Here is a 23,257-nt window from a genome sequence, read left to right as displayed (position 1 = left end):
ATACTGAACTTTTAATTTTTTTAATTATTATTTTTTAATCAAACATGCTTAGTACATTAGTGTGGCTTCCGATCGCAGGTGCGCTGCTGATCGTTTTACTAGGAGCAGTCCTCGACTCTCAAAATTTACGACGAATATCATTAGGAATTGCGATCGCTACATTTGGCTGGTCGATCTTTTTACTGACTAAATTTGATATTAGTCTTGCCACAATCCAATTAAGTGAATCCTTAGCTTGGTTAGATCCCATTGGGCTTACCTATCGGCTTGGTGTAGATGGTCTATCTTTTCCACTGGTTTTACTGAATGGATTGCTACTGATGATCGCCATCTACATCAGCAATGATATTCAACGCCCTCGACTGTATTTTCCATTAATACTAATACTCGGCGGTGGCGTAAATGGAGCTTTTCTTGCTCAAAATCTCCTCCTCTTCTTCCTCTTTTTTGAGGTCGAACTAATTCCACTCTATCTCTTAATCGCCATTTGGGGCGGTGAAAGACGGGGCTACGCAGCTACTAAATTTTTGATTTATACCGCCATCTCAGGCGTTCTAATCTTAGCAGCTTTCTTTGGTATGGCAGTCTTCGGTAGTGCTGATGGAATTGCCTTTACCTTCAACTATCAGGACTTAAATCTCGAAGGAGTATCAAAAACCACTAAAGGAATTTTACTAATTCTGCTACTCCTCGGATTCGGTATCAAAATTCCGATTGTGCCATTACATACATGGCTACCCGATGCTCACGTTGAAGCCTCAACCCCAGTTTCCACCTTACTTGCAGGAGTACTTCTTAAACTGGGAACCTATGGCATATTGCGCTTTGGACTAGGTTTGTTACCAGAAGCATGGCAAGAGATCGCCCCTTTTCTCGCAGGTTGGGCTGTAGTCAGTGTGATCTATGGATGTCTTACCGCCATCACTCAAACTGACATGAAAAAAATGGTAGCCTATAGCTCCGTTGGTCATATGGGCTATATCCTCCTCGCTCTAGCTGCGGCTACGCCCCTTTCTCTAGTGGGTGCAACCTTCCAAATGGTCAGTCACGGTTTGATTTCGGCACTGTTATTTATTTTGGTAGGTATTGTTTACAAGAAAACAGGAACCCGCAATATCAATTCTCTTAATGGATTACTCAATCCTGAACGAGGCTTACCGATCACAGGTTCACTGATGATCTTGGCAGCAATGGCAAGCGCAGGTACACCAGGGATGGTGGGATTTATTGCCGAGTTTGTGATTTTCCGTAGTAGCTTTGCAGTTTTCCCTGTGCAGACGCTTCTCTGTATGATTGGTACTGGTTTAACGGCTGTTTATTTCCTCATCATGATTGACCGCGTATTTTTCGGTCGTCTTGCGGTTGAGAAAACTGTGAATAAACCACCAATCAGTAGTTTTCCCTTTGCCAAGTGGCAAGAAAAATTCCCTGCGATCGCCCTAGCCCTAATCATCGTTTTCTTTGGATTAATTCCCAATTTTGCTACCCAAATAATCGAGAATTCGGCAAAGGCGATCGCGCCAAATCACACTAAAAAAACTCAAGTTGCTTTAGTACAATCAACTTAACAGTTATTTAAAAGGCTTGCTTTACAAGCCTTTTAAATAACTGTTTACAAAATCTTTTTATATAGCTCAATGTAACGCTTAGCTTGTAGTTTTAGAGAATATTCAGCAAGGGCGATCGCCCGACAATTAACACTCATTGTCTGCCGTAATTGATCATCTTCTAGTAACATCACAATACCCTTACAAAAATCCTTAGCATCTTCAGATTTTGCTAAATAACCAGTGACCATATGCCTTACTAAATCTGGAACACCACCGATATCAAAGGAAACCATTGGAGTTCCACAAGCCATACTTTCTTGTAGGACTAGAGGTAGGTTGTCAGCACGGGTAGGAAAAATAAACAAATCAGCCGCCGAATAAGCAATAGACTTTAAACGATCACTATTAATATATCCCAAATTAATAGTTTGCATTCCTAATTCAGAGGTAATAGTTTCACCACCATTACCAAAAGTTAGAAGTACTGTTTCAGATTTTAAAAATCGAGGTAATTGTTGCAGAGTCTTTAATAATAAATCTCCTCCTTTTCGTTGGTCTTTAAGGCTATCTGCACCAAATAGAAGAACTCTTTTATTCCTAGGAATATCTAAAACAGCTTTACATAACAGACGATCTAATGGTTGGTAGGAATTTGTATCAATACCATTAGGAATGTGGTAAGTGGGAAAGCGATTGAGCATACTTGTTTTAGATTGCTCCGTTAACCAATTGCTGAGAGTAATGATTGTCAGATTTGATTTACTGTAAACCCAGTTTTTGAGCTTCCATTCAAGGCTAGTACTATCACGATAAATAGCAGGATAAGTTTCAGGATAAGGACATTTACCGCAGCCAATTTTCCAGCGATCGCAGTCATAGCTATAGGCACAATGTCCAGTAAAACTCCACATATCATGGAGAGTAAAAATAGCAGGTTTAGTTTTAGTTAATGCAGAAATAGCTAAATAGTTAAAGTAACCAGTATGTAAATTATGAAAGTTGAGAATATCTGCATCTTGATAAAAATTATGTTTTGGAATATTAAAACTGCTAAACAGATTAATATAGTTAAGCCCAGAATATTTTGTAAACCGATTCAGTTGATTTTCAAAACGTGATTTACGAGGGAAAGATGCTATGCGATCACTATCAGTCTTCATAGTACCAACTAGCATCTTAGAATCAATTCCTTGTTCTAATAACCCTTGATGGAGACGATATCCTGCGATCGCTGCACCACCAGAAATATCAGATTGATTAATATGAAGTACTTTCATTCTGTTAACATGACTTACTAAAACAAATGTATATAGTATGACCAGTAATTAATCTTCTTAAAAACAAGCTTTTTTTCAGTAATGGTTTTATAAAAACTTGAATTGCTTTATTAGCAATACGACTTAATGCCCATATCTTTGGTAGTCTTGCTATTTGAGTTCTGAGATACCAGTCAACGTGGTATTCAGCTAAAGGTTCGTAACTATAATGCTCAAGTTTTATGGGAAGTAATTGAGTCAAAGAATGAAAAGTTGTAAGACTCCACTGGGTCATATGATGTGGAGGTTGATCCAGCAGATTTTTGTCACAATATCTAGTAAATGATAGATAGTTAGGAACAGAAATAATTAATTTGCCATGTGGTCTTAGTAATTGAATCATAGATTCAAGAAAATGAATAGAATCAGGAATATGTTCTAGAACTTGAAAAGTACAAATTGCATCAAAAGAGTTAGGTTTTTCTGCTGCTAAGTCATGAATATCCTGCTGATAAATAGGCACTCCATGTCTTTGACCATAATCAACAGCTATACTGTTTAATTCTATTCCTTGAGTTTTTATTTTTTCCTCTTGGCACAGACGTTGGACAAAATCGCCTCTCCCACATCCAACTTCTAAAACTTCATTACATCCTCTCAAATCTTCCACAGCGACATCATGCTCCCATTTACGAGGCATATAGTACCAGTCAAACTCTTCTAACTGTTCATACAGTTTATCAGATCCAGCAATATCAAATGGGAAAAAGAATCTAAGTTTGCTTTCATTGCATTGGAATAAATAGACTTCTGGGTAATTGTGTAATTCTTCAGTTATATCTATATTAAAAATATTTTTCCAATCATTAATCAACTGATCAGTATTAAATGTTTTTAGTAAGGTTAGATTTTGAGAATGAGTTAGGGGGCTGGTTATCATAGCTGAGATCTCACACCATTCTAGAAAGGGGTTGGGGTTTAAGAAAGAATAAAAATGAAAAAGAAGGACATAGCAGTAAATTAAATAGCGGTTATGAAAAGATATGTCAGTTTAAATTTTTTCCTTGGCTTCAAAAATAATTCGATTGCCCTGTAAAATATTATTGATTTGATTGAGAACTTCAAAGTCTTCTTCAGGCAGGTTCGTAATTGTAGAAGGTTGCGGATTCTTTTCTAAAAAGCTAAAGGCTTGACGAAACTCGGTGGGTGTTGCCGCGATCGCATTGTCAAAATGACAAGGAACAATCCGCACAAAATTCCAGCTAGCAACTTTATCTGCCCATGCAATTACTGTTTGCGGATCGCGATTGAGAATGAGAGTCTGAAGGATGGGCGCGACAAAAATGCGTCCATTGCCTCGTAGAGATTCAAAGGATTGATGCCAGTTATATTTCCAGCGAAAAGGGTATAGACCGAACAAGGCTTTACGCGATCGCTCAGGTGCTTTGGTAATATCTAGTAAGGCTTGAAAAAAGGAAACAGTTTCCAAAACTTGTGGACGGAAATAGAATAGAAATAAAGCCGTTCTTTGCCAACCGCGAATCCGATTCACTTCTGTATCGACAATTGGTTCATCTGCGCTGTCTCTTGCATGAAAAAGCAATGGATAAGGATCAATTTGTAATATTTCTGGCGGCTTTTCAGGAACGGAAACAATCGTGTCCGTAACTAAAAGAGTCTGCGATCGCTTGTCAAATAGTGCTACCTCCGCAAATTTTCCTAATCCCAGTTCAATCGAACCTAGAACCGCATAGTCCAACTGATCAGCAAAGGGAACCTTTGAGCTATCCTCAGGTAACAGCGATGTGCGTCCCCAAGGTAAACCTAACCAACTGAGCGGCAAATTGAATGGGAAGCTCCATTGGTGTGGCGAGACATAAACGTGAGCCTTGGGAAACTGCCGTGCAAATGGCCCCACAAAAACCTTATGCTCAATTCCTGACACGGTGGGCAAAATGATGTATTTGATATCGCCATGCTCAGCGACCAATTCATTTACGAGGCGAATACATTCAGGAGTCGGAGCAACGGGCGCATATACCAGCAGTCCTCCAGCCGCTAGTTTCACCACCGTCATGCTGATTGGAACAACTACATAAAAAATCCCCTGAATCTGCTCGAAAGTCCAGATGGCATCCTTAACAATTTCTTTGCGAATAGTGCGTCTCTGACCATAGGGATACAGCGGCACGACCTGCCAAAATTTCCACGACCAGTCCTTTGGGCTGCTTGGCTCATGCTCAGACTTGTGATGTGTTGTTTGGGCAGTCATTAACCTCGCTCTCAGTACGCATACTATTTACAGTGCAAATATCATAATGCGATCGCTATCCCCAATCAAACTTTCATTAAATAATCGCATGTTTTGCGTGAGCTATAAGTACATCGGTTTAAAAAGCAAAAGAATCTGATTTGCCCACGAAGCGGGCAAATCAGCTTTACAGGAATGGTAGGACTCGAACCTACACAGATCGATTTAGAAGATCGATGCCCCTCCATTAGGCGACATTCCCAAATAAAAATAGAGAGTGGGCAAAGCCCACTCTCTATTTTTTAAAGCAAGCGTTTTGCTTCACATAGCAACCCTGTTTCAGGATGAACATAAAATTCGTCATACCTTCTGCCAAAACATCCGTCGCCAAGGTAGCGAGGTTGATATGGCTTACGGCAGGGTTTGCCATCAACAATTTCGACATAGCGTTCCACGTACTGCCAGAGATGCGTAACCACATGCTGTCCAGTCGCCGTTCTTTGGTCAAGGCGATCGCATAGTTTGCTATACACCAAATCCCAAGGTTGACCAACATGCGATCGCAAAAATCGTCGTAATGGAGCCAGATGATCGGAGAAGTATTTGGTTTTCTGTCTTACTTTAATTAAGTAGGGACTGAGTAAACCATCTTCGGCAGCCACAAGGGTTAAGCGATCGAGTTTCTTTCGTACACCTTTTAATCTGCGAGAGCTTTGTCTCATGCCACCACGCGGACGTTCGATCACAATTTCTTCGAGGCGATGTTCGCTCATAATCTCAAATATCTAATAACGGAGTGCTGAATGCTGATGATGCAGTAGAGAAATTTCAATGAATGGGATAAGTAAAAATGCAACATGATCGTTCTCCTGAATTAGTAGGCAATAGATTTCTCCGTAGGAGAAATCTATTGCGGGTTTTAAGCTGATGACAGGAATTGAACCTGTAACATTCTGTTTACAAGACAGATGCTCTGCCAGTTGAGCTACACCAGCAAAAGTATTTTTAGATTCATCGTGCTTTGCACGATGAATCTAAGTGATAGTTGGTTGCAGAGGCAGGAGTTGAACCTGCCGATTTTGAGGTTATGAGTCTCAAGAGCCTCCCTTGCTCCATCCCTGCATAGCTTTTCCAATTCAAGAAAAACTTACTTCGCAAGTTTTTCTTGAATTGCTCTCAGCGCTTAGCGCTGTATCCAAGTGATAGGGATTGAACCTATGACCTTCTGCTCCCAAAGCAGCCGCGCTACCTCTGCGCCACACCTGGTAATACCAAATCACAAAATGGCTACGCCATTTTGTGATTTGAAAACCCTTACTGGGTTTGGGTTTTAACCCCCAAAAGTGTAGCCACACTTTCGGGAATTGGTATAATACTAGTTTTGAAAATGGCTTTGCCATTTTCAAAACTCACAAACTTTACTGGATATAATTTCCAATGACCTGATGTAGTTAAATCAAGCAATTGTTATGAAGAGAATAGAAGTAATACAAAGTATTACTTCTATTCGATACTCCTGAGAGGATTTGAACCTCCAACGCTTCGGTTCTAAGCCGAACGCCTCTTCCATTGGGCTACAGGAGCGAAAAAAATACCAACTGCCTTGGTAGGCATTGAACCTACGACCTCTCGCTTAACAGGCGATCGCTACTACCACTGAGCTACAAGGCAATAATCCAAGTTTTAAAAATGGAAAAGCCATTTTTAAAACTTCAAAACCTTACTGGGCAATGATTTTAATCATGTGAAGTGTAATACACTTCACATGATTATGGGATAAGCCCCTTAGGTCAGAATTGAACTGACGACCTCCTGTTCTTCAGACAGGCGCTACTACCAACTGAGCTACTAAGAGTAATGTTTTATAGTTTTGAACTTGTGATGATTATTCAGTTGTCAAGGTTCAGAGGCTTTTGTAATTGCCTTGTAGTATATTTGTAGTACATGTACTACAAGATTGTCAAGTGGTTTCTCAAAATTATTTTGATTCTCTTTGAAAAGCTTTTCAAGAAAGATGACATGTATTTCCTAAGCAATACATGTCATCTTTCCGAATGTCAATTTGCGAATGTCAAAGTAGACTCGCTGATCTTCCAGAGTTTGTGTAAATAGAACTCAACGCGATCGCCTAAAGCAGTCACTAGAGTTCCTTCCTCAGCACAGAGATCGCTAGATATCCAAGTACCACTGAAGCAAACTTCAACATAGCGATCGTCAACTCTATCCACACTAAGCTTATTAGAGAGGCGATCGGACATGACAGACTTTAGTAACAATAAATCCACAACATCCGCAGTTAATAGAAATGCTGCTCGACTGGATTCGATATGTATTGATAAGCCAGAACGCAAGCTGAGCAACATCCGATTGGTGACAAACTCCTCTAAGGAGATATCTAATCTCTCTAAGTGCAATCCAGCTTCAGTGTAAGTGAGTTTCAACATTGGGATTGATTCTCCAGAATATACAACTCTAAATTGGGAGCGATTTTCAAGCTGTCATCGGCAACTTGAAAATCGCGATATGGATCGCTATCCACTGTTTATTTCTTGCTGCGATCGCCAGAATTGTTCAGCAAAGGCAACGGTAGGATGCATTGGGGCTTTGGGCTTAGTCCGCAAAGTCATATTGGCTTCATGAGGCGTGCGATTTCCCTTACGGTTATTGCAAGGTTCACAAGCAATGACAACGTTTTCCCAAGTGTTCAAGCCACCCTTAGCGCGGGGAACGACGTGATCGATCGTCAGGTTTTTAGTGTTGCCGCAATATTGACAAGTGTGATTGTCACGACGCAGGATTTCTCTACGGGCGACAGGTGGAACTCGCCAAAATCGTTCCGATTTCGTCAGCGTCAGACGGATATGCTCTGGCACTTGCAGGACGAGTCTGGGGGAAACAACTTGCCAAGTTTGTTGGCTCATTAGTTCCAAGGGTTCAGCGCGACCTGTGACGAGCAAAGCGATCGCACGTTTGATATTGATACGGCTCACAGGCAGATAGTTTTGCGAAAATACGACTACCGATTGCCTCAATACATCTGGTTCATACTGGTTGATAGATTGCACTGGCTTCTCCTCACGATATAGCTGGTTTCATTTTGCCGTAGGCAAAATGAAACCTCAAAACTCTTACTAAGATTGATTTTTTGTTTTCCAATGAGTATGTACTCATTGGAAAACAAAAAATGCCCCCGCTTTCTTAGGTGTGAAAGCGGGGGCGAAAGACTTAATTGTCTACTCGTTATGTGGGTATGGCGATCTGCCGATACCTCCCGCTTGGGTATGTCTCTGGATTAATTGCACTAATAAATCGGCTAACGCTGGTGAGAGCATCTCTCCTCGATCCCTTGTTGTCTGAATAGTCGGGAGATTCTAAGTTCCTGCGATCGCCAGAAATATCACCGTAAATATCGCCACAAATCCCAATTGAATCTCTGTCCAAAATGTTCATCACAAAGCCAGATATTGCCAAGGTATTGGCTCGCTGCCAAACTTGGGGATATCCGCTCTGATGCTGACCGATGGACAAATGGGATTTCATGGGAATGTACTTGGAATTTCTTAGATAGTCATACTACACTTGTAGTATAAACATAGATATCTAAGTTTGTAAACTAACTAGGAGAAATATTTATGCAGACACTACATCAAAGCCCTGCAACTACCGAGATGGAAGTTACCAGTATTCGCCTAGAACGCGAGTTAAAGGAAAAGCTCAAGGAACTTGCTGGAGGACAAGGCTATCAGGCTCTCATCCGTGGTGTTTTGTGGGATTACATTGATCAGCGGCAAACATCACCGACGCAGAAGCAGATCTCACCCGAACAAATTCGCGCTAGTGTCACGGCGACAGCTCAGAGAAATGAATCTTGTGCGCTTACTGGTAAATCAATCCGATCGCAAGAGTCCATGTTTTTAGGCTTAACCACCAAGGGTGATTGGGTTCCCCTGAGTGTAGGTAGTTTCTAAAACTAAGAAGTGATGCTTTGCGTCCCTTCTTATAAGTGAAACCAAAACCCATAAAGTTGCGCCCCGCAGGGGCGCAACTTTATGGGTTTTGGTAATTTATTTTGCCCAAGTACTTAGTTAATAAGGAACCAAATTTTGATAGCGCGGCTTCGCCGCGCTATCAAAATTTGGTTCCTTATTTTACGGCGCAAGCTTTATTGAGAATAACTTAGGGAGGGCCTTGTCCGCTTTACCTTTGATCTTTTCGTATTAAGATAAGACTTACGCAGTAGCCCTACACTCAAGTGCGATGCTCAAAGCTCAAACCCATTGAAACGGGTTAATTAGAAGTATTCTTCAGTCTGCTTCAGCAGACTTGAGCTTTTAGCCAAGAACTTGAGTTCTTGGTTTATTTGCTTCACAACTGTAATCCACGAAAAGTAATAGAGATTAACGTGTCTGGGAATGTACCTATAGATTTGTCACAAGATTTGCCACAAGATTTATTAGAGTCGATCCAACGTACTCGCACCGCCGCGATCACCTTAGCGAAATTGCCGACGGCTGCCAAAAATGCGGCTTTAGAAGCGATCTCGATTGCTCTAGAGCAACAAACTGAAATGATTTTGGCAGCTAATCAAAAGGATATCGCTACGGCTAATGCGAACCAATTGTCCAGCGCCTTGATCGCTCGTCTCAAACTGGATGCCAATAAACTGAAAGGCATGATCGCAGGTGTGCGCGATGTAATTCGCCTTGAAGATCCCATTGGCGATCGCCAAATTCATCGTGAGCTAGATGCAGGTTTAGTGCTAGAGCGTTTGTCTTGTCCTTTGGGCGTAATTGGGGTGATTTTTGAGGCGCGTCCTGATGCTGTTACCCAAATTGCAGCGCTGGGCATTAAGTCAGGTAATGGCGTAATTCTCAAAGGTGGTAGTGAAGCAGTACATTCCTGTGAAGCGATCGCTTTAGTCATGTACAAAGCGTTAGAAGAGCTATTTACAAAACAGGGTGGCGTATCGCCAAATGTGGTGCAGCTATTGACCACCCGCGCCGAAACTTTAGCTATTTTAAAAATGGATAAACTGATCGATCTGATTATTCCTAGGGGTTCTAATCAGTTTGTGCGCTACATCCAAGACAATACGCATATTCCCGTCCTCGGTCATGCCGATGGAGTCTGCCATCTATATGTAGATGAGTCGGCGGATTTGGAAAAAGCTGTAGCGATCGCAGTCGATAGCAAAACCCAATATCCTGCGGCTTGTAATGCGATCGAGACAATGTTAGTGCATAGGGCGATCGCTTCTAAATTCTTACCTCTAGCGTTCACTGCTTTGCAAGAACGTGGTGTAGAGCTACGTGGCTGCGATCGCACTCTGGAAATCATGGCGATCAATCCTGCTGAAGAATCCGACTGGTCAACGGAATATTGTGATTTGATTTTATCCATCAAAATTGTTGATTCTCTAGAAGAGGCGATCGCCCATATCACTACCTACGGCTCGAAACATACCGAAGCGATCGTCACCGAAAATCAAGCGATCGCTGAGATATTTATGAGCGACATTGATTCTGCTGGGGTATTTCACAACTGTTCAACCAGATTTGCTGACGGTTTCCGCTATGGCTTTGGCGCAGAAGTGGGCATTAGCACTAGCAAAATGCCGCCTCGTGGGCCAGTGGGTTTGGAAGGGCTAGTTACTTATAAATATCGCCTTGTGGGCGATGGTCATATTGTGGCTAACTACACAGGTGCAAAGGCTAAAGCCTTTACCCATCGTGATTTATAACCTTACATTAGCAAGAAGGGCGGCGCTTCGCGCCGCCCTTCTTGCTAATGTTTGAAACTAAAGGAGATTACGTGAGTCTTGTAGAGTATGGTACAATCGCGCCCAATTTCATTTTTTGCTACCTTCAGCTCAAGCATATGAGACTCCACACACAAAATACTCTTCGCAACGTTTCCCTTGGACTAGTATCTCTGTTGAGTATTAGCACCACTGCGATGAACGACTTTAGCGCCAACGCCCAGTCTTTCCCAAATGACTCCTTCCCAGTAGCTGCCCCCACCAATGCCAGTAGCACGCAGTACCTTGTCTATTTACCCAATGTGGCAAATGTACAACAGGCTAAGGTGTTAGCGCCCGACGCATTTGTCAGTCGCTTAGCCACAGGTGAGCAGGTGGTGCAACTAGGACGCTTCAATAACTTAAATCTTGCACAACGCCGTGCTGCTCAGTTTAGTCAAGCAGGGCTAAATCCCCAAATCCAAACAGTACAAAATAAATTTGCAACTTTCCCCTCTGCTCCTGTAAGTTCGATACCTGCCATCCCTAGCAATAATCCACCCATCTCATCCGCGCCAATTCCTGTGGAATCGATTCCAACAGTACGAGTGGATGAGCCATTACCCAACGTGCCTAACTCAGGTTTTCCAACTAACAATGCGATCGAAATTGTGCGATCGCCTCAACCACTGCCCCCACAAAATCAATCTTTCCCGACTCAAAGTATTCCGCCGATCACCGCTCAAAATTCGACCTCTGGCGCACAATTACGCTACTTCGTGATTATTCCCACGGGTTTAGTATCGGAGTTGCAGCGAGTCCAAGCGATCGCTCCTAATGCACAATTACGCTCTTCCCATCGTGGCACGTATATCGAAGTGCAGGGCTATCCTGATCGGGGCAGTGCTGAGACTCTCAACCTAACTGTTCGTCGTCAAGGATTTGATAGTCGTGTTGTATTTTTCTAGCTTCAAGCAGTGCTCAGCGTTCAACCCCAAACCAAGGAAATTTTTAAAAGCGTTGCCTTGTAACGCTTTTAAAAATTTTCTTGTGGTTTGTTTAAGCAAAATTTCCTATAGGACAAAGGCGGCTTAAGCCCCCTTTGTTCTATGAGTAAGTGCGACCGCGCCAACTTTTGGGTTTGGTGAGTGCGGAAATCCAAATCCGCATTACAGCAAAGGGATCAGCTAGAGGGGATAGCCAAAACCAAAAGCCCACTTCGGTGTAACTAGTGCGAATGCCGAATACTAGTAAGCAGCGAATAAATATGAGAAAGGCATTGAGCCAGAACCAAATATTTATCAACAGCGATGGTACAGGTTGCCAAATTGACAATGCTATTAGCAAAGGTATTGGTAAGCCTTGAACAGCCGTAAGTAAGAGGCAATCAGCAAAGGTTTGTGTCGGGGTTGAGGCATCCTTGAGATCAAGCGATCGCCCCCATTCGCGCCATGTTTCCGCCATTGATGTATACATTCTCACCTGCATCAGTGCTGCACCATCGAGAAATCCCACCTTTGCACCACGTTGGGCAGCGGCTCTAGCGAGGGTAACATCATCGCAAAATGATGATTTTGCGAGTTCATAGCCATTTAGCTCAACCAGTTTGGCGCGTTTTGATAAAAAACATTGACCATTTGCCATTACACGATCTTCGGTAAACTGGGTGCGATCGCCTGTTGCCCCAAATCGAAAAATCAGGGTGATTAATAAGGCAGGTTGCAACCATTGCTCACCTGCGGTTTTGAGAATAAACTTCGGCGATAGGGAAACAATATCAAAATTGTCCTCAGTGGCTTGCTGCACAAAACTAGCTACTAGTCCCTTTTGCGGCAATGTGTCAGCATCAATGCCCAGTACCCATTCACTAGTTGGATCACTATTTAAAAACCCTGTATGTAAAGCCCAAGGACGACCCACCCAACCTTCGGGCAGAGGATCGTCGGTAATTAGTTTGAGGGGAATAGGAAACTCTTTTTGCAATTTCTGCACATATTCGGGTGTGCCATCCTGCGATCGGCTATCCACCACAATAATTTCTTTGGCAGCTTGATCACGTAAGCCTTCTAAACAAGTCGGTAAGCGATCGATCTCATTGAGTGTAGGGATGACTATCGAAACTTTAGGCGATTGCTTGGCTAATTCTTCGGTTGCTGGCTCAAGGGGAATTAATGGTGCTGTGCGATCGCGGGCTGTGCTAAGGCGTTTTAGTAGTACAAGTGTCGCGGGGACTTGTAAAAGCAAAAAAAATATCGGGAAACCTATCAAAAAAAGCGGATTATTCAACTTCGATGGAGATGCTTATATTCTAAAAACTTATCCTATCGTAAATTAACGTCAGTTCGACGAAAGCGAAAAATGGTAAGAATCGCTAAGCGATTCTTACCATTTTTCGCCATTTGCATCGTGCTTCGCACGATGCAAATGGCTATATCGAACTCACGTTAAATTAAGCCGCGCATTCAAATGAACCCTAAGGAAGTTTTTAAAAGCGTTGCAAAGCAGCGCTGTTTAAAAACTTCCTTAGCTTAGGTTTAAGCGCAAAGCGCTCTAATTTATGATTATTCTTCTAACAAACTTCTCAACATCCATGCAGTCTTTTCATGGACTTGCATCCGTTGAGTCAATAGATCGGCTGTAGGTTCATCACTTGCTTTTTCAGCGATCGGGAAAATGGAACGCGCAGTGCGTGTTACCGCTTCTTGTCCTTCGACTAGCAACTTGATCATTTCTGTCGCTTTAGGAACTCCTTCAGTTTCAGGAATCGAAGTGAGTTTCGCATAGGCTGAATAGGTTCCAGGTGCAGGAATACCAAGAGAGCGAATCCGTTCGGCAATGAGATCGACAGCTAGGGCAAGCTCTGTATATTGTGCTTCAAACATGAGATGCAATGTATTGAACATTGGTCCCGTCACATTCCAATGGAAATTATGGGTCTTAAGATAGAGAGTATAGGTATCAGCAAGCAACCGCGATAAGCCTTCAGCGATCGCACTCCGATCTTCTTCAGAAATTCCAATATTAATTGCACCAGATAGCTCTTTATCAGTTGATTTTTCCTTGTTTTTGCCCATTTTAATTATCCTGTTATTACTGTTTGCATTATACCAAACCCGACTAAAATAGTTTAAAAGGACGGCGCAAAGCGCTCTCCTTCTAATTAGTAACTAATAGTTATGAGAGATTCTGTGAAACGGGGAATAAGCAATCAACTCCTATATTTGTTTAGTTTAATTTTATGCAAAAACCTCAAACACCCTCCAATGAAAGCGATCGCCAAGTTGCTCTTGAGAGATATAACATCCTCGATACATTGCCAGAGCAGGAATATGATGACTTGACGCAACTAGCTGCTAGTATCTGCGGCACACCGATCGCCTTGATATCTTTAATTGATCGCGATCGGCAATGGTTTAAGTCCCGTGTTGGCATTGACGTATCAGAGACACCGCGCGACATTTCATTTTGTGCCCATGCAGTCGCTAATGACGCAATCTTACAAGTGGCTGATGCACTTGAAGATCCGCGTTTTGCTGACAATCCTCTAGTAGCTGATGATCCGCATATTCGCTTTTATGCTGGTATACCTTTAAGAACTTCTGATAATTTCACCTTAGGCACTTTATGTGTCATCGATCGCCAGCCACGAGACTTAACATCTATCCAAATTCAACAACTCGAAGCTCTCAGTCGCTTAGTCATCAGCCAGTTAGAGTTAAGACGCAACAATGAAGCATCCAAGATTCTTGTATCTGTACTTGAGACCTCGAAGAAGGTCTCAATGCTTCAACAAGCGATTTTAGATAGTGTGAACTTTGCGATTATTGCCACTGACTTGCAAGGGACTATTCAATCCTTTAACTCAGGCGCAGAGCTGATGTTGGGATATAAGGCAACAGAAATAATTGAAAAAAACCTTACAGTCTTCCACGACACTAGAGAAATTAACGAGCGATCGCAGCAATTATCAGCCGAGTTAAACCAGACCATTGAAGTTGGTTTTGAAGTGTTAACAGCTAAAGTAAAGTTGGGGGAAGTATTTGAAAAAGACTGGACTTATATTTGTAAAAATGGCGATCGCCTTCCTGTATTACTAGCAATTACAGCTATTCGTAACGAGCAGAAAGAGATTACAGGGTTTCTTGGCGTTGCGAAAGATATAACTTCTCAAAAGGAAGCTGAACATGATCGGCTTCGTCGTCAACAGACGGAAAAATTGGTAACTACCCAAAATCAAATCGCACGAGTTCTAGCAGAATCATCGAGCTTTAGTAGCGCAGCCATCCGCATCTTACGCACACTTTGCGAACAATTATCTTGGGATATTGGGGAACTGTGGCTTACCAGTAGCTATCCCCACACTTTGAATCTCATGACAAGTTATACCAATCCAACAATTGACTCAACAGAACTAATCCAAACTCATCAACTAATGTCAATTAAGTATGGATCGGGTTTGATTGGTTCCGTTTGGGCTGAGGGATGTGCTAAGTGTGTGAAGGTTGACCAATATCCTAATTTTCATAAATTAGAAGCTGTTAAGAAATTAGGTATCAACTATGCGTTAAGTTTTCCTGTCTATGGTGAGAACGAGACAATATTAGCTGTGATTACCTTGTTTAGCCGTCAAGACCAAAATTCTAGTCCTGAACTACTCAACGTAGTCACAGCAATCAGTAGACAGATCGGTCAATTCATGGAAAAGCGGAAAATTGAGAGGGATTTACATAAACAGAACTGGCGATCGCTGCTACTTTCCGATATTGCTTTACGCATCCGCCAATCCTTAAATCTTAAAGAAATACTCAATACATCCGTTAGTGAGATCCGCAAACTAGTTAGAGCTGATCGTGTCCTCATTTATCGATTTCAGTCCGATTGGAGTGGGACTGTAGAAGTAGAATCGATTAATCCAAAATGGCAATCCTCCCTAAATACGAATATTCAAGATACTTGCTTTCAATCAGGATATTGGCAAGTTTATCAACAAGGACGGAAATTAGCGATCGACAATATTGCTGAATCTGATCTCAGTGAATGTCATAAAGAACTTTTAGTTAGTTTTCAAGTGCAAGCAAACCTTGTTGTTCCGATTATTGAAAATGCTCGTTTGTGGGGATTGCTGATTGCCCATCAATGTTCTGCGCCAAGGCATTGGGAATCTTTTGAGATCAGTCTTCTGAGCCAGCTTGCCGATCAAATTGGAATTGCGATCGCCCAGTCCAGATTGCTAGCCCAGGAAAAAGAACAACTTAAACTTTTACAAGAACAAAATATCGCCTTAGATTTGGCGCGTGCCGAAGCAGAACAAGCGACAATGGCAAAAAGCTCATTTTTGGCAACAATGAGTCATGAGATTCGCACCCCGATGAATGCTGTTATTGGGATGACAGGACTGCTCCTAGATACTGAGCTTGATGAGCGGCAGAGAGACTTCGCAGACACAATTCGTTCTAGTGGTGACCATTTATTAAATCTAATCAACGAAATTCTTGATTTCTCTAAATTAGAAGCAGGTGAAATGCAATTAGAGAATCTTGATTTTGATTTAGATATCAGCATCGAAGAAATCACGGAAATTCTGGCACCATCAGCTTATTTTAAGGGTATTGAACTAGCATCATTTATTCATCCCAATGTGCCTAAATGCTTGCGTGGTGATGTCAGTCGTTTACGTCAAATCTTGCTAAATTTGACGAACAATGCTATCAAGTTTACCTCTCAAGGTGAAGTCATAATTGAAGTGACGCTCCAATCTGAAACTGAGAGTGATGCAGTCTTAAAATTTGCGATTATTGATACTGGTATTGGTATTTCCCCAGTAGCCCAAACAAAGTTGTTTCAGCCTTTTGCTCAAGTTGACACTTCAACAACTCGTCAATATGGTGGTACTGGCTTAGGCTTAGCCATATGCAAGCAAATTGTAGAATTAATGGGTGGTGAAATCCATCTACAAAGTGAAGAGAATAAGGGTTCTACATTTTGGTTTGTAATTACCTTCCACAAACAGAATAACTGCCCTCGCAATGATGCAGGCGCTGAAATCCTAGAAGGCGTGAGAGTATTGGTAGTTGACGATAGTATTACTAATTGCAATATTCTTTACCATCAACTCAGTAGCTTTGGAATGCGTGTTGATACAGTTCAGCAATCTAATTTGACTTTATTTTATCTAGAAAAAGCGATCACGGCAACCGATCCATATCAAATTGCCATTCTTGATAAGCAAATGCCTGAACTTGATGGTGAGCAACTGGGGAGACAAATTAAAAGCTCTACCAAACTCAAAGATATCCACTTAGTGATGTTGACATCCCTCGATCAAAGTGGCGATGCGACTCGCATGATCGAAATTGGCTTTACTGAGTATCTTCGCAAACCTGTTCGCAAGATGCGTCTTTTAAATTGTTTGATTGAAAGTATCTCAGGAAATACACAAAAATCAGTTTTTGAGCCTCCCATTTATCCTTCATGCGATCTTCCCCCAGTCTTACCTTCTAATCTAAAAATTTTACTTGCAGAGGATAGTTTAGTTAATCAAAAAGTGGCGATCAATCAACTTCAAAGCTTAGGTTATCAGACTGATATTGCAGCAAATGGACAGGAGGTTCTAGATCTATGTTCTCAAATTCATTACGATATTATTTTGATGGATTGTCAAATGCCGATCTTAGATGGCTATAGTACTAGTCGCCAAATTCGGGCTTTAGAAGCAGAAGAGATTTCTTCTACCAAGGTTATTATCATTGCGCTAACGGCGAATGCGATGCAAGAAGATCGCGATCGCTGCCTAGCATCGGGGATGGATGATTATCTAAGTAAACCTGTGCGTAAGGAAGATTTAGCAAAAAAAATATCTTACTGGGGACAAGTATTTGCCAATCGTAGTTCAACCAGACTAGAAGCCGAAATTGAAAATTCTTTGTCAAATACGAATACTGCCAACACTTTAAATCAAAATTCTCAAGATCTTGAATTTGTTTTAGAAATAGATTGGGAATATCTTGAGGAAATATCTGGCGGAAACATGGCTTTTCAGAAAGAACTATTGCACGCTTTTGTTAGCTCGTTGCCTGAACACTTAGACGCTCTAACGATCGGTATCTCTCAACAGCATTATGCTGAAGTCGAGCGTAGGGCGCATTTTATCAAAGGCTCCAGTGCAGCGATCGGTATTACAGGCATTGCTCAGCGTGCGAGCATATTGGAAGAAACTAGTAAACAGGGTGATTTACCTAAAAATGCCAAAATTCTTCTAGCGCAAATTATCGAAGGTGTAGAACAAATCCAAAATTCAAATAAGTTATAGCTGTAGGCATATTGTTAGGACATAAAACCAAAAGATGAGTGGCGACGCGAAGCGTCGCCACTCATCTTTTGGTTTTGATTTGTCTTCATGCAAGTGTCTGTATGTTATGGCAAAATACAAAATGGCTACGCCATTTTATGTTTTGCTATAATATGTAGCCCATAAGGTAATCAGAATGATACAAATTCTTGTAATCGATGATGATCTTGTCATGCAAATGATACTGAAAAATACCCTGCAAGCACAAAAGTATGAAGTAATTGTAGCTAAGAATGGGAAAGAGGGAATATCATTCGCCAAACAATATCAACCAGCGTTAATCATCTGTGGTTGGATGATGCCAGACATCGATGGATTAGAAGTTTGTCGTCAAATTAAGTTGGAAGATAAATTATCTTCAACAATTTTTATTTTATTAACTTCTAAAGGTGCTGTAGAAGATAAAGTACAAGCTCTAGATAATGGAGCTGATGATTTTTTATCTAAACCGATCGATAAAACTGAATTAATCGCCAGTGTCAGGGCTGGTTTGCGAATCTATCAACTTAACAAGGATTTACAACTACAGAAGCAATTACTAGAAGCCGAACTTGCTGAAGCTGGTGACTATATCCAATCTTTATTACCTTTGCCGTTAAAGGGTGACGTGAACATTACCGCCGAGTTTATTCCGTCTAGTCAATTGGGTGGGGACTGTTATGATTTTTATTGGCTAGATCCTGATCATTTAGCTATTTATTTAATCGATACTTCTGGTCATGGTGTAGGTTCAGCATTATTATCTATTTCAATTTTAAATCTCTTGCGATCGCAGTCCTTTGGGAAAGAGAAGTTTTATGAGCCTAGCGCAATTATGATAGAGCTTAATCGAGCTTTTCAGATGAGTCAGCACAATGGGCGCTATTTCACCATGTGGTATGGAGTTTATGAGCGATCGCAACGTAAGCTGATTTATGCTAATGCTGGACATCCCCAAGGAATTTTGATTTCTGGAACTCCTGAAAACCCGCAAATACAAGAACTTCCTAGTCTAGATATGCCTATAGGATTTTTCCCTGATGTTGATTACGCTAGCTCGGAGCTATTGATAGCGCCAGACAGTAAACTTTTTATTTGCAGTGATGGCATCTTTGAGGTTCTGAAAGAAAATGACAAAATATGGGGAATGCCTAAATTTTTCGATTACTTAGTAGAAAAGTTCTCCTTAAGTGAAGAAATTAGTACAAATTCAATTTTGCAAAAAATCCAAAGCGAAACTCCCAACGCCAAATTTGGTGATGATGTTTCGCTACTACAAATTCACTTCCCCTAACAGTTTGCATTTTGCTGTAAGCAAAATGCAAACTCAAAACCCCTTGCCCAATATTTATTAGTATTCAATCGTCATACTTTCGTAAGTCGCACCACGGATTGTTTGAATACGCTCTGTGGGCTTAGCTTTAATTTTGTTAACAAATTGTGCTTCTGACATTTCTGCACTTACAGCATTATTCTCCACCTCTAGATCCAACTGCGCGAGATTGCGATCAAGCTCGGCAAGACGATTAACTATTTGTTGCTGGCGATCGCTTACTCGTACCAGTTCTTCTTGTAGTCGCTCTTTCTCATTGGCGAGTTGATGCATTTGGATGTATAGCGCCGAAGGGGTTTTCCGTAGAGGCATAGAACGCAATTTCGGCTGAATTGGTCTACGAGATGCACGAGAAATAGTCATAGGAGTTAGTCCTGATAGACATTTAGTTTTAGATATAAAAATCTCTACTGTGTAAAGATTTTTATTATTTATTTTGTTGGGCTTGGCTCAAAGAATACTTTGTACAAAATAAAGCCGACTAGCGCCATAATGCCGATGGAAATGGCAAGTGATACTAGTTTAAATACAAAACTCAGAATTGTAAATGAAACTAGCCCGATCGCTACGATCGCAGCAACTTTAGTTGCTCCAGTTAGGCTATTTACCCAAGCAATAAGACTACCTAAGCCAGTTTTAGCTGCCTCTACGCTTTGCCCAACAGCCACAAATTCTGGTTCAGCGCGTTTATTAGGATCATGGGTCTGGCTACTCGCTTGTTGCTTATTGCCCATTACTTCGCGCTCTAGCTCACGAAAGCGTTCTTCTAGGTTATCGGTTTGACTCATAGCAGCAATAAATAAAAAATCTATGGTTTATTTTACTCCATTCACTGAAATCAAACTTAAGCCTAGAGAGCTATCCCGAATCTTGTTACAAATTGTTAAAATAATCTATACATTAAGTCTACAGATGAGTCTACAAAAATTCTATGCCCGTAACCAAAACAGACTTTGAGTTAGATCGTTATGACATTGACGCGATCGCAAACTACTACCGCAACCAACCTTTGCGGGTCTGGTGGCGCTGCATAGTGATTTTTGTCCCACTGATCTGGTTGATTTTGAGACTACGCCTCAGCGCCAAAGCCTCAGCCACAGAATTAAAAAAATTAGCGATCGAATCGAGAAAGTTACTAACCCGTCTCGGTCCAGCCTTTATCAAAATTGGTCAAGCCCTCTCGACCCGTCCTGACATCGTGCCACCTGTATTCATGGACGAACTCGCCGAACTGCAAGATCAGCTACCACCATTTCCTAACGAAATCGCCTATCAATTTATTCGCGATGCATTAGGAGCCGATCCCTCGGAAGTTTATGCCGAAATCTCCGATAACCCGATCGCTGCTGCTTCATTAGGTCAAGTCTATAAAGGCAAACTCAAAACAGGCGAACTCGTTGCCATCAAAGTCCAACGTCCTGACATTGCCGCAGGTATCGCGCTCGACATGTATATCCTGCGCGGTATTGCCACATGGCTAAAAAAGACTTTCAAGTTTGTGCGTACCAATTTAGCCGCCATCCTTGATGAGTTTGCTAGTCGCATTTTTGAGGAAATGGACTACACCTTTGAGGGTCAAAACGCCGAAAGATTTGCTGAATACTATGGTGGATTGGACGGGATTTATGTTCCTAAAATCTATTGGCAATATACTGCTAAGCGTGTATTGACGATGGAATGGATTGAAGGCATTAAGTTAACTAACGTACAGGGAGTCAAAGAAGCTGGCTTTGATAGTCGCCACATCATTGAAGTTGGTGTGCAATGCTCTTTGCGCCAATTGCTTGACTATGGCTATTTTCACGCCGATCCACACCCAGGTAATTTATTAGTAATGGGTGATGGCAAACTTGCTTATCTCGACTTTGGCATGATGAGCCAAGTTTCCTCAGAGCAACGCTTTGGACTAATCGAAGCGATCGTGCATTTAGTCAATCGTGATTTTATTGCTCTTTCTAAAGACTATGTACGTTTAGGCTTTTTGACTGAAGATATCGACTTTGATGCGATCGTCCCTGCACTATCGGAAGTCTTCAATCCGCCTGAAGGTCAAAGCTTGACACAAATGGATTTTAAAGACATGACTGATCAGTTATCACAGATTATGTATGACTATCCCTTCCAAGTCCCTGCATACTATGCACTGATCATCCGATCGCTCGTCACGTTAGAAGGCATTGCCTTTAGCGTCGATCCTAATTTCAAGGTTTTAGCCGTCGCCTATCCCTACGTTGCTAATCGTTTGCTGAATGACTCTGCTCCAGAGTTAAGAATGGCTCTCAAGGATTTACTCTTCCGTGATGGTGAATTCCGATGGAATCGTCTAGAGAATTTGCTCAGCAATGCTCAAACCAATCCTGACTACAACTTGAATGGAACTCTCGACAAAGGAATTGATTTCTTACTTTCTGATCGCAGTGAATTTATGCACGATCGCATCATCGATGAGATCGTCAAAGGCATCGAAGTTGAGGCAAGCAAGCGTTTACCAGAAAGATTTCGCACGTCACCCATCGGCAATATCGTAATTGATCCTCAAGTCAAAGAAACAATCGCTAAAACTGAGACTCCATCGAGTTTGGGCTATATTGCGAGACTATGGACAATTCTCCAGAAAGACAAGGCGATCGCTCCCACCGACATTTTGCCTTTAGCAACTCGCATTCTCACTAAGCGTCAGACACTTACCTTTGGGCGCGATGTCATTTCTAAACTTGCCCAGAGATCAATGGTGCGGGCAGTCCGTGAGGTGTTATTACGCGATGAGCAAAAATATCAAGATGATAAACAGCAAGATTTAATCAATAATTCTATGAGCAATTTTCAAGGCGAAGAGCGCGAATTGGTTGGCTCTGGCTTAAGGCGATCGGTAAACGGTCGCAGTTGGTAAGCCAAACAAAAGGAAAGCAAAGCGTTCCTTTTGTTTTTAGAAAAAAAGTTCTATCCCTGACTCTGTACAAGCAGTCTCTAACAAATCACTGAGGCTAAGTTCCTCAGCCCATTTTTGTAAATATCCAAAATCAAGGCGATCGCCTTGAATCTTTAGCACTCCCAAAACATCGCGCCATTGTCTCTGCGACTCATTCTTAGTCATCCGATACCAAACCAACTTTTGCAAAATAATATCTTCAGGAGTGGGCAATACCAGCATTTGGTCGGGATTTTGTCTCACTAATTGCGATCGGCGACGTTGAAACTCAATTTGAGGAAAAGGGTTATCTTTAAGCACAAAAACATCTATTTTCCCCAGAGAATCATTGTCGATTAGATTAAAGGAACGCTTGAACCTAATTGCATCTCTAACTGAATCTTCAGAGACATAGAATCTGGGTTGGAGAGATTGTAGTAATGGAATTAATTTTTCTATGGTTAAATCAGCAACAATATCTACATCTTCAGTTGCTCTCGGCTCTCCCATTAGCGTGCTTGCAACCGATCCACCGACTAAATAGGGAATATCTAAACCATTAAAAATTGCAGCTACATCCAGCGCTAGTGAAATTGGATCAGTAAGCATAAGTGGTTGCTCGTATGCAGAAATATTTTGATATACAGAATCAGAGAAATTAAATTTAAGTGTAGCTTTAGCAAATTCGTATCGCAACTTGCATAAACTTATATTTGGATAGCGCTGCTGAAGACCAACTAAATAGAGTTCTAAGCATCCTTTTGTCCAGCCGCTAACTTTTTCAGCCTTTTGAATTAGTGTCAGAGATTTTAATCGATTGAACAGATACATTTCAGCATCAATGCTGGTATCAACTGATTGGGTCTTATATCCCGCAGGTGCGCTTAGCATTTGA

General features: G+C 41.6%; 19 protein-coding genes and 7 tRNA genes. 7 read left to right on the top strand and 19 right to left on the bottom strand.

Annotated elements, in window-relative coordinates; genetic code table 11:
- Nucleotides 1–44: 44 nt before the first annotated feature.
- Entirely contained in the window at nucleotides 45–1,568 is a 1,524-nt protein-coding gene (locus H6G05_RS19625) for an NADH-quinone oxidoreductase subunit M (RefSeq protein ID WP_190580634.1), read from the top strand.
- 44 nt (nucleotides 1,569–1,612) lie between these two features.
- On the opposite strand, the gene H6G05_RS19620 is transcribed toward H6G05_RS19625, so the two are convergent.
- The 14 genes from H6G05_RS19620 to H6G05_RS19555 form a co-directional block, all read right to left on the bottom strand.
- On the bottom strand, nucleotides 1,613–2,827 hold the full coding sequence (locus H6G05_RS19620; protein WP_190580632.1) for a glycosyltransferase family 4 protein: 1,215 nt from the start codon (nucleotides 2,825–2,827) through the stop codon (nucleotides 1,613–1,615).
- Nucleotides 2,828–2,831: 4 nt separating this feature from the next.
- Nucleotides 2,832–3,746, bottom strand: coding sequence for a class I SAM-dependent methyltransferase (locus tag H6G05_RS19615; protein ID WP_190580630.1), 915 nt, complete (start codon nucleotides 3,744–3,746; stop codon nucleotides 2,832–2,834).
- Between the two features lie 111 nt (nucleotides 3,747–3,857).
- Nucleotides 3,858–5,078: a DUF4336 domain-containing protein gene (locus tag H6G05_RS19610; protein WP_190580628.1), complete on the bottom strand. Its 1,221-nt coding sequence runs from the start codon at nucleotides 5,076–5,078 to the stop codon at nucleotides 3,858–3,860.
- Nucleotides 5,079–5,247: 169 nt separating this feature from the next.
- Nucleotides 5,248–5,319 (bottom strand) — tRNA-Arg (locus tag H6G05_RS19605).
- 40 nt (nucleotides 5,320–5,359) lie between these two features.
- Nucleotides 5,360–5,830, bottom strand: a complete 471-nt coding sequence (locus H6G05_RS19600) for a hypothetical protein (protein WP_190580626.1) — start codon at nucleotides 5,828–5,830, stop codon at nucleotides 5,360–5,362.
- Between the two features lie 149 nt (nucleotides 5,831–5,979).
- Nucleotides 5,980–6,052 (bottom strand) — tRNA-Thr (locus H6G05_RS19595).
- A 51-nt stretch (nucleotides 6,053–6,103) separates the two neighbouring features.
- Nucleotides 6,104–6,180: transfer RNA gene (locus H6G05_RS19590), tRNA-Met, on the bottom strand.
- 71 nt (nucleotides 6,181–6,251) lie between these two features.
- Nucleotides 6,252–6,323: transfer RNA gene (locus H6G05_RS19585), tRNA-Pro, on the bottom strand.
- 245 nt (nucleotides 6,324–6,568) lie between these two features.
- A tRNA-Leu gene (locus H6G05_RS19580) sits at nucleotides 6,569–6,641 on the bottom strand.
- Between the two features lie 14 nt (nucleotides 6,642–6,655).
- Nucleotides 6,656–6,728 (bottom strand) — tRNA-Asn (locus tag H6G05_RS19575).
- Between the two features lie 110 nt (nucleotides 6,729–6,838).
- A tRNA-Phe gene (locus tag H6G05_RS19570) sits at nucleotides 6,839–6,912 on the bottom strand.
- Nucleotides 6,913–7,114: 202 nt separating this feature from the next.
- Nucleotides 7,115–7,501: an alr0857 family protein gene (locus H6G05_RS19565; RefSeq protein WP_190580624.1), complete on the bottom strand. Its 387-nt coding sequence runs from the start codon at nucleotides 7,499–7,501 to the stop codon at nucleotides 7,115–7,117.
- Nucleotides 7,502–7,588: 87 nt separating this feature from the next.
- A complete protein-coding gene (locus H6G05_RS19560) occupies nucleotides 7,589–8,047 on the bottom strand; it encodes an HNH endonuclease (protein WP_322096404.1) in 459 nt (152 codons plus the stop codon).
- Between the two features lie 250 nt (nucleotides 8,048–8,297).
- Nucleotides 8,298–8,597: an acylphosphatase gene (locus H6G05_RS19555; RefSeq protein WP_190580619.1), complete on the bottom strand. Its 300-nt coding sequence runs from the start codon at nucleotides 8,595–8,597 to the stop codon at nucleotides 8,298–8,300.
- Nucleotides 8,598–8,689: 92 nt separating this feature from the next.
- On the opposite strand from H6G05_RS19555, the gene H6G05_RS19550 reads away from it, so the two are divergent.
- The 3 genes from H6G05_RS19550 (at nucleotide 8,690) to H6G05_RS19540 (ending at nucleotide 11,762) form a co-directional block, all read left to right on the top strand.
- Nucleotides 8,690–9,025 (top strand): hypothetical protein, encoded by a 336-nt coding sequence (locus H6G05_RS19550; RefSeq protein ID WP_190580617.1) that lies wholly within the window; start codon nucleotides 8,690–8,692, stop codon nucleotides 9,023–9,025.
- Between the two features lie 434 nt (nucleotides 9,026–9,459).
- Nucleotides 9,460–10,797, top strand: coding sequence for a glutamate-5-semialdehyde dehydrogenase (locus H6G05_RS19545; RefSeq protein ID WP_190580615.1), 1,338 nt, complete (start codon nucleotides 9,460–9,462; stop codon nucleotides 10,795–10,797).
- A 137-nt stretch (nucleotides 10,798–10,934) separates the two neighbouring features.
- Complete coding sequence (locus H6G05_RS19540) at nucleotides 10,935–11,762, top strand: hypothetical protein (RefSeq protein ID WP_190580613.1); 828 nt, start codon at nucleotides 10,935–10,937, stop codon at nucleotides 11,760–11,762.
- Between the two features lie 139 nt (nucleotides 11,763–11,901).
- On the opposite strand, the gene H6G05_RS19535 is transcribed toward H6G05_RS19540, so the two are convergent.
- Together H6G05_RS19535 and H6G05_RS19530 are read right to left on the bottom strand one after the other, a co-directional pair.
- On the bottom strand, nucleotides 11,902–13,038 hold the full coding sequence (locus H6G05_RS19535; RefSeq protein ID WP_242025663.1) for a glycosyltransferase: 1,137 nt from the start codon (nucleotides 13,036–13,038) through the stop codon (nucleotides 11,902–11,904).
- A gap of 317 nt (nucleotides 13,039–13,355) precedes the next feature.
- Nucleotides 13,356–13,868, bottom strand: coding sequence for a Dps family protein (locus tag H6G05_RS19530; protein WP_190580611.1), 513 nt, complete (start codon nucleotides 13,866–13,868; stop codon nucleotides 13,356–13,358).
- A gap of 164 nt (nucleotides 13,869–14,032) precedes the next feature.
- On the opposite strand from H6G05_RS19530, the gene H6G05_RS19525 reads away from it, so the two are divergent.
- Nucleotides 14,033–18,103 carry a GAF domain-containing protein gene (locus H6G05_RS19525; protein ID WP_190580609.1) on the top strand — a complete coding sequence of 1,357 codons (4,071 nt, stop codon included), beginning with the start codon at nucleotides 14,033–14,035 and terminating at the stop codon, nucleotides 18,101–18,103.
- Between the two features lie 175 nt (nucleotides 18,104–18,278).
- Entirely contained in the window at nucleotides 18,279–19,415 is a 1,137-nt protein-coding gene (locus H6G05_RS19520) for a SpoIIE family protein phosphatase (protein WP_190580607.1), read from the top strand.
- A 57-nt stretch (nucleotides 19,416–19,472) separates the two neighbouring features.
- Here the strand turns inward: H6G05_RS19520 and H6G05_RS19515 are convergent, their stop codons facing one another.
- Entirely contained in the window at nucleotides 19,473–19,817 is a 345-nt protein-coding gene (locus tag H6G05_RS19515) for a hypothetical protein (RefSeq protein WP_190580605.1), read from the bottom strand.
- 68 nt (nucleotides 19,818–19,885) lie between these two features.
- Nucleotides 19,886–20,242 carry a hypothetical protein gene (locus tag H6G05_RS19510; protein WP_190580603.1) on the bottom strand — a complete coding sequence of 119 codons (357 nt, stop codon included), beginning with the start codon at nucleotides 20,240–20,242 and terminating at the stop codon, nucleotides 19,886–19,888.
- Nucleotides 20,243–20,385: 143 nt separating this feature from the next.
- Here H6G05_RS19510 and H6G05_RS19505 point away from each other — a divergent pair, with 143 nt between their 5' ends.
- The gene (locus tag H6G05_RS19505; RefSeq protein ID WP_190580601.1) at nucleotides 20,386–22,344 is read left to right on the top strand and encodes an ABC1 kinase family protein; all 1,959 of its coding nucleotides are present in this window, start codon (nucleotides 20,386–20,388) and stop codon (nucleotides 22,342–22,344) included.
- A 36-nt stretch (nucleotides 22,345–22,380) separates the two neighbouring features.
- Here the strand turns inward: H6G05_RS19505 and H6G05_RS19500 are convergent, their stop codons facing one another.
- Nucleotides 22,381–23,253 (bottom strand): hypothetical protein, encoded by an 873-nt coding sequence (locus H6G05_RS19500; RefSeq protein ID WP_190580599.1) that lies wholly within the window; start codon nucleotides 23,251–23,253, stop codon nucleotides 22,381–22,383.
- Nucleotides 23,254–23,257: the final 4 nt, after the last annotated feature.

It is taken from the genome of Phormidium tenue FACHB-1050 (genome assembly GCF_014696925.1).
In the GTDB taxonomy this organism is placed as follows: Bacteria; Cyanobacteriota; Cyanobacteriia; order Pseudanabaenales; family Pseudanabaenaceae; genus Pseudanabaena.
This window is presented reverse-complemented; position numbering and strand designations above follow the sequence as displayed.

Coding starts and splice junctions, on each gene's coding strand:
- H6G05_RS19625 (WP_190580634.1), top strand. CDS start 45: ATGCTTAGTACATTAGTGTGGCTTCCGATCGCAGGTGCGCTGCTGATC.
- H6G05_RS19620 (WP_190580632.1), bottom strand. CDS start 2,827: ATGAAAGTACTTCATATTAATCAATCTGATATTTCTGGTGGTGCAGCG.
- H6G05_RS19615 (WP_190580630.1), bottom strand. CDS start 3,746: ATGATAACCAGCCCCCTAACTCATTCTCAAAATCTAACCTTACTAAAA.
- H6G05_RS19610 (WP_190580628.1), bottom strand. CDS start 5,078: ATGACTGCCCAAACAACACATCACAAGTCTGAGCATGAGCCAAGCAGC.
- H6G05_RS19600 (WP_190580626.1), bottom strand. CDS start 5,830: ATGAGCGAACATCGCCTCGAAGAAATTGTGATCGAACGTCCGCGTGGT.
- H6G05_RS19565 (WP_190580624.1), bottom strand. CDS start 7,501: ATGTTGAAACTCACTTACACTGAAGCTGGATTGCACTTAGAGAGATTA.
- H6G05_RS19555 (WP_190580619.1), bottom strand. CDS start 8,597: ATGAAATCCCATTTGTCCATCGGTCAGCATCAGAGCGGATATCCCCAA.
- H6G05_RS19550 (WP_190580617.1), top strand. CDS start 8,690: ATGCAGACACTACATCAAAGCCCTGCAACTACCGAGATGGAAGTTACC.
- H6G05_RS19540 (WP_190580613.1), top strand. CDS start 10,935: ATGAGACTCCACACACAAAATACTCTTCGCAACGTTTCCCTTGGACTA.
- H6G05_RS19530 (WP_190580611.1), bottom strand. CDS start 13,868: ATGGGCAAAAACAAGGAAAAATCAACTGATAAAGAGCTATCTGGTGCA.
- H6G05_RS19525 (WP_190580609.1), top strand. CDS start 14,033: ATGCAAAAACCTCAAACACCCTCCAATGAAAGCGATCGCCAAGTTGCT.
- H6G05_RS19520 (WP_190580607.1), top strand. CDS start 18,279: ATGATACAAATTCTTGTAATCGATGATGATCTTGTCATGCAAATGATA.
- H6G05_RS19515 (WP_190580605.1), bottom strand. CDS start 19,817: ATGACTATTTCTCGTGCATCTCGTAGACCAATTCAGCCGAAATTGCGT.
- H6G05_RS19510 (WP_190580603.1), bottom strand. CDS start 20,242: ATGAGTCAAACCGATAACCTAGAAGAACGCTTTCGTGAGCTAGAGCGC.
- H6G05_RS19505 (WP_190580601.1), top strand. CDS start 20,386: ATGCCCGTAACCAAAACAGACTTTGAGTTAGATCGTTATGACATTGAC.
- H6G05_RS19500 (WP_190580599.1), bottom strand. CDS start 23,253: ATGCTAAGCGCACCTGCGGGATATAAGACCCAATCAGTTGATACCAGC.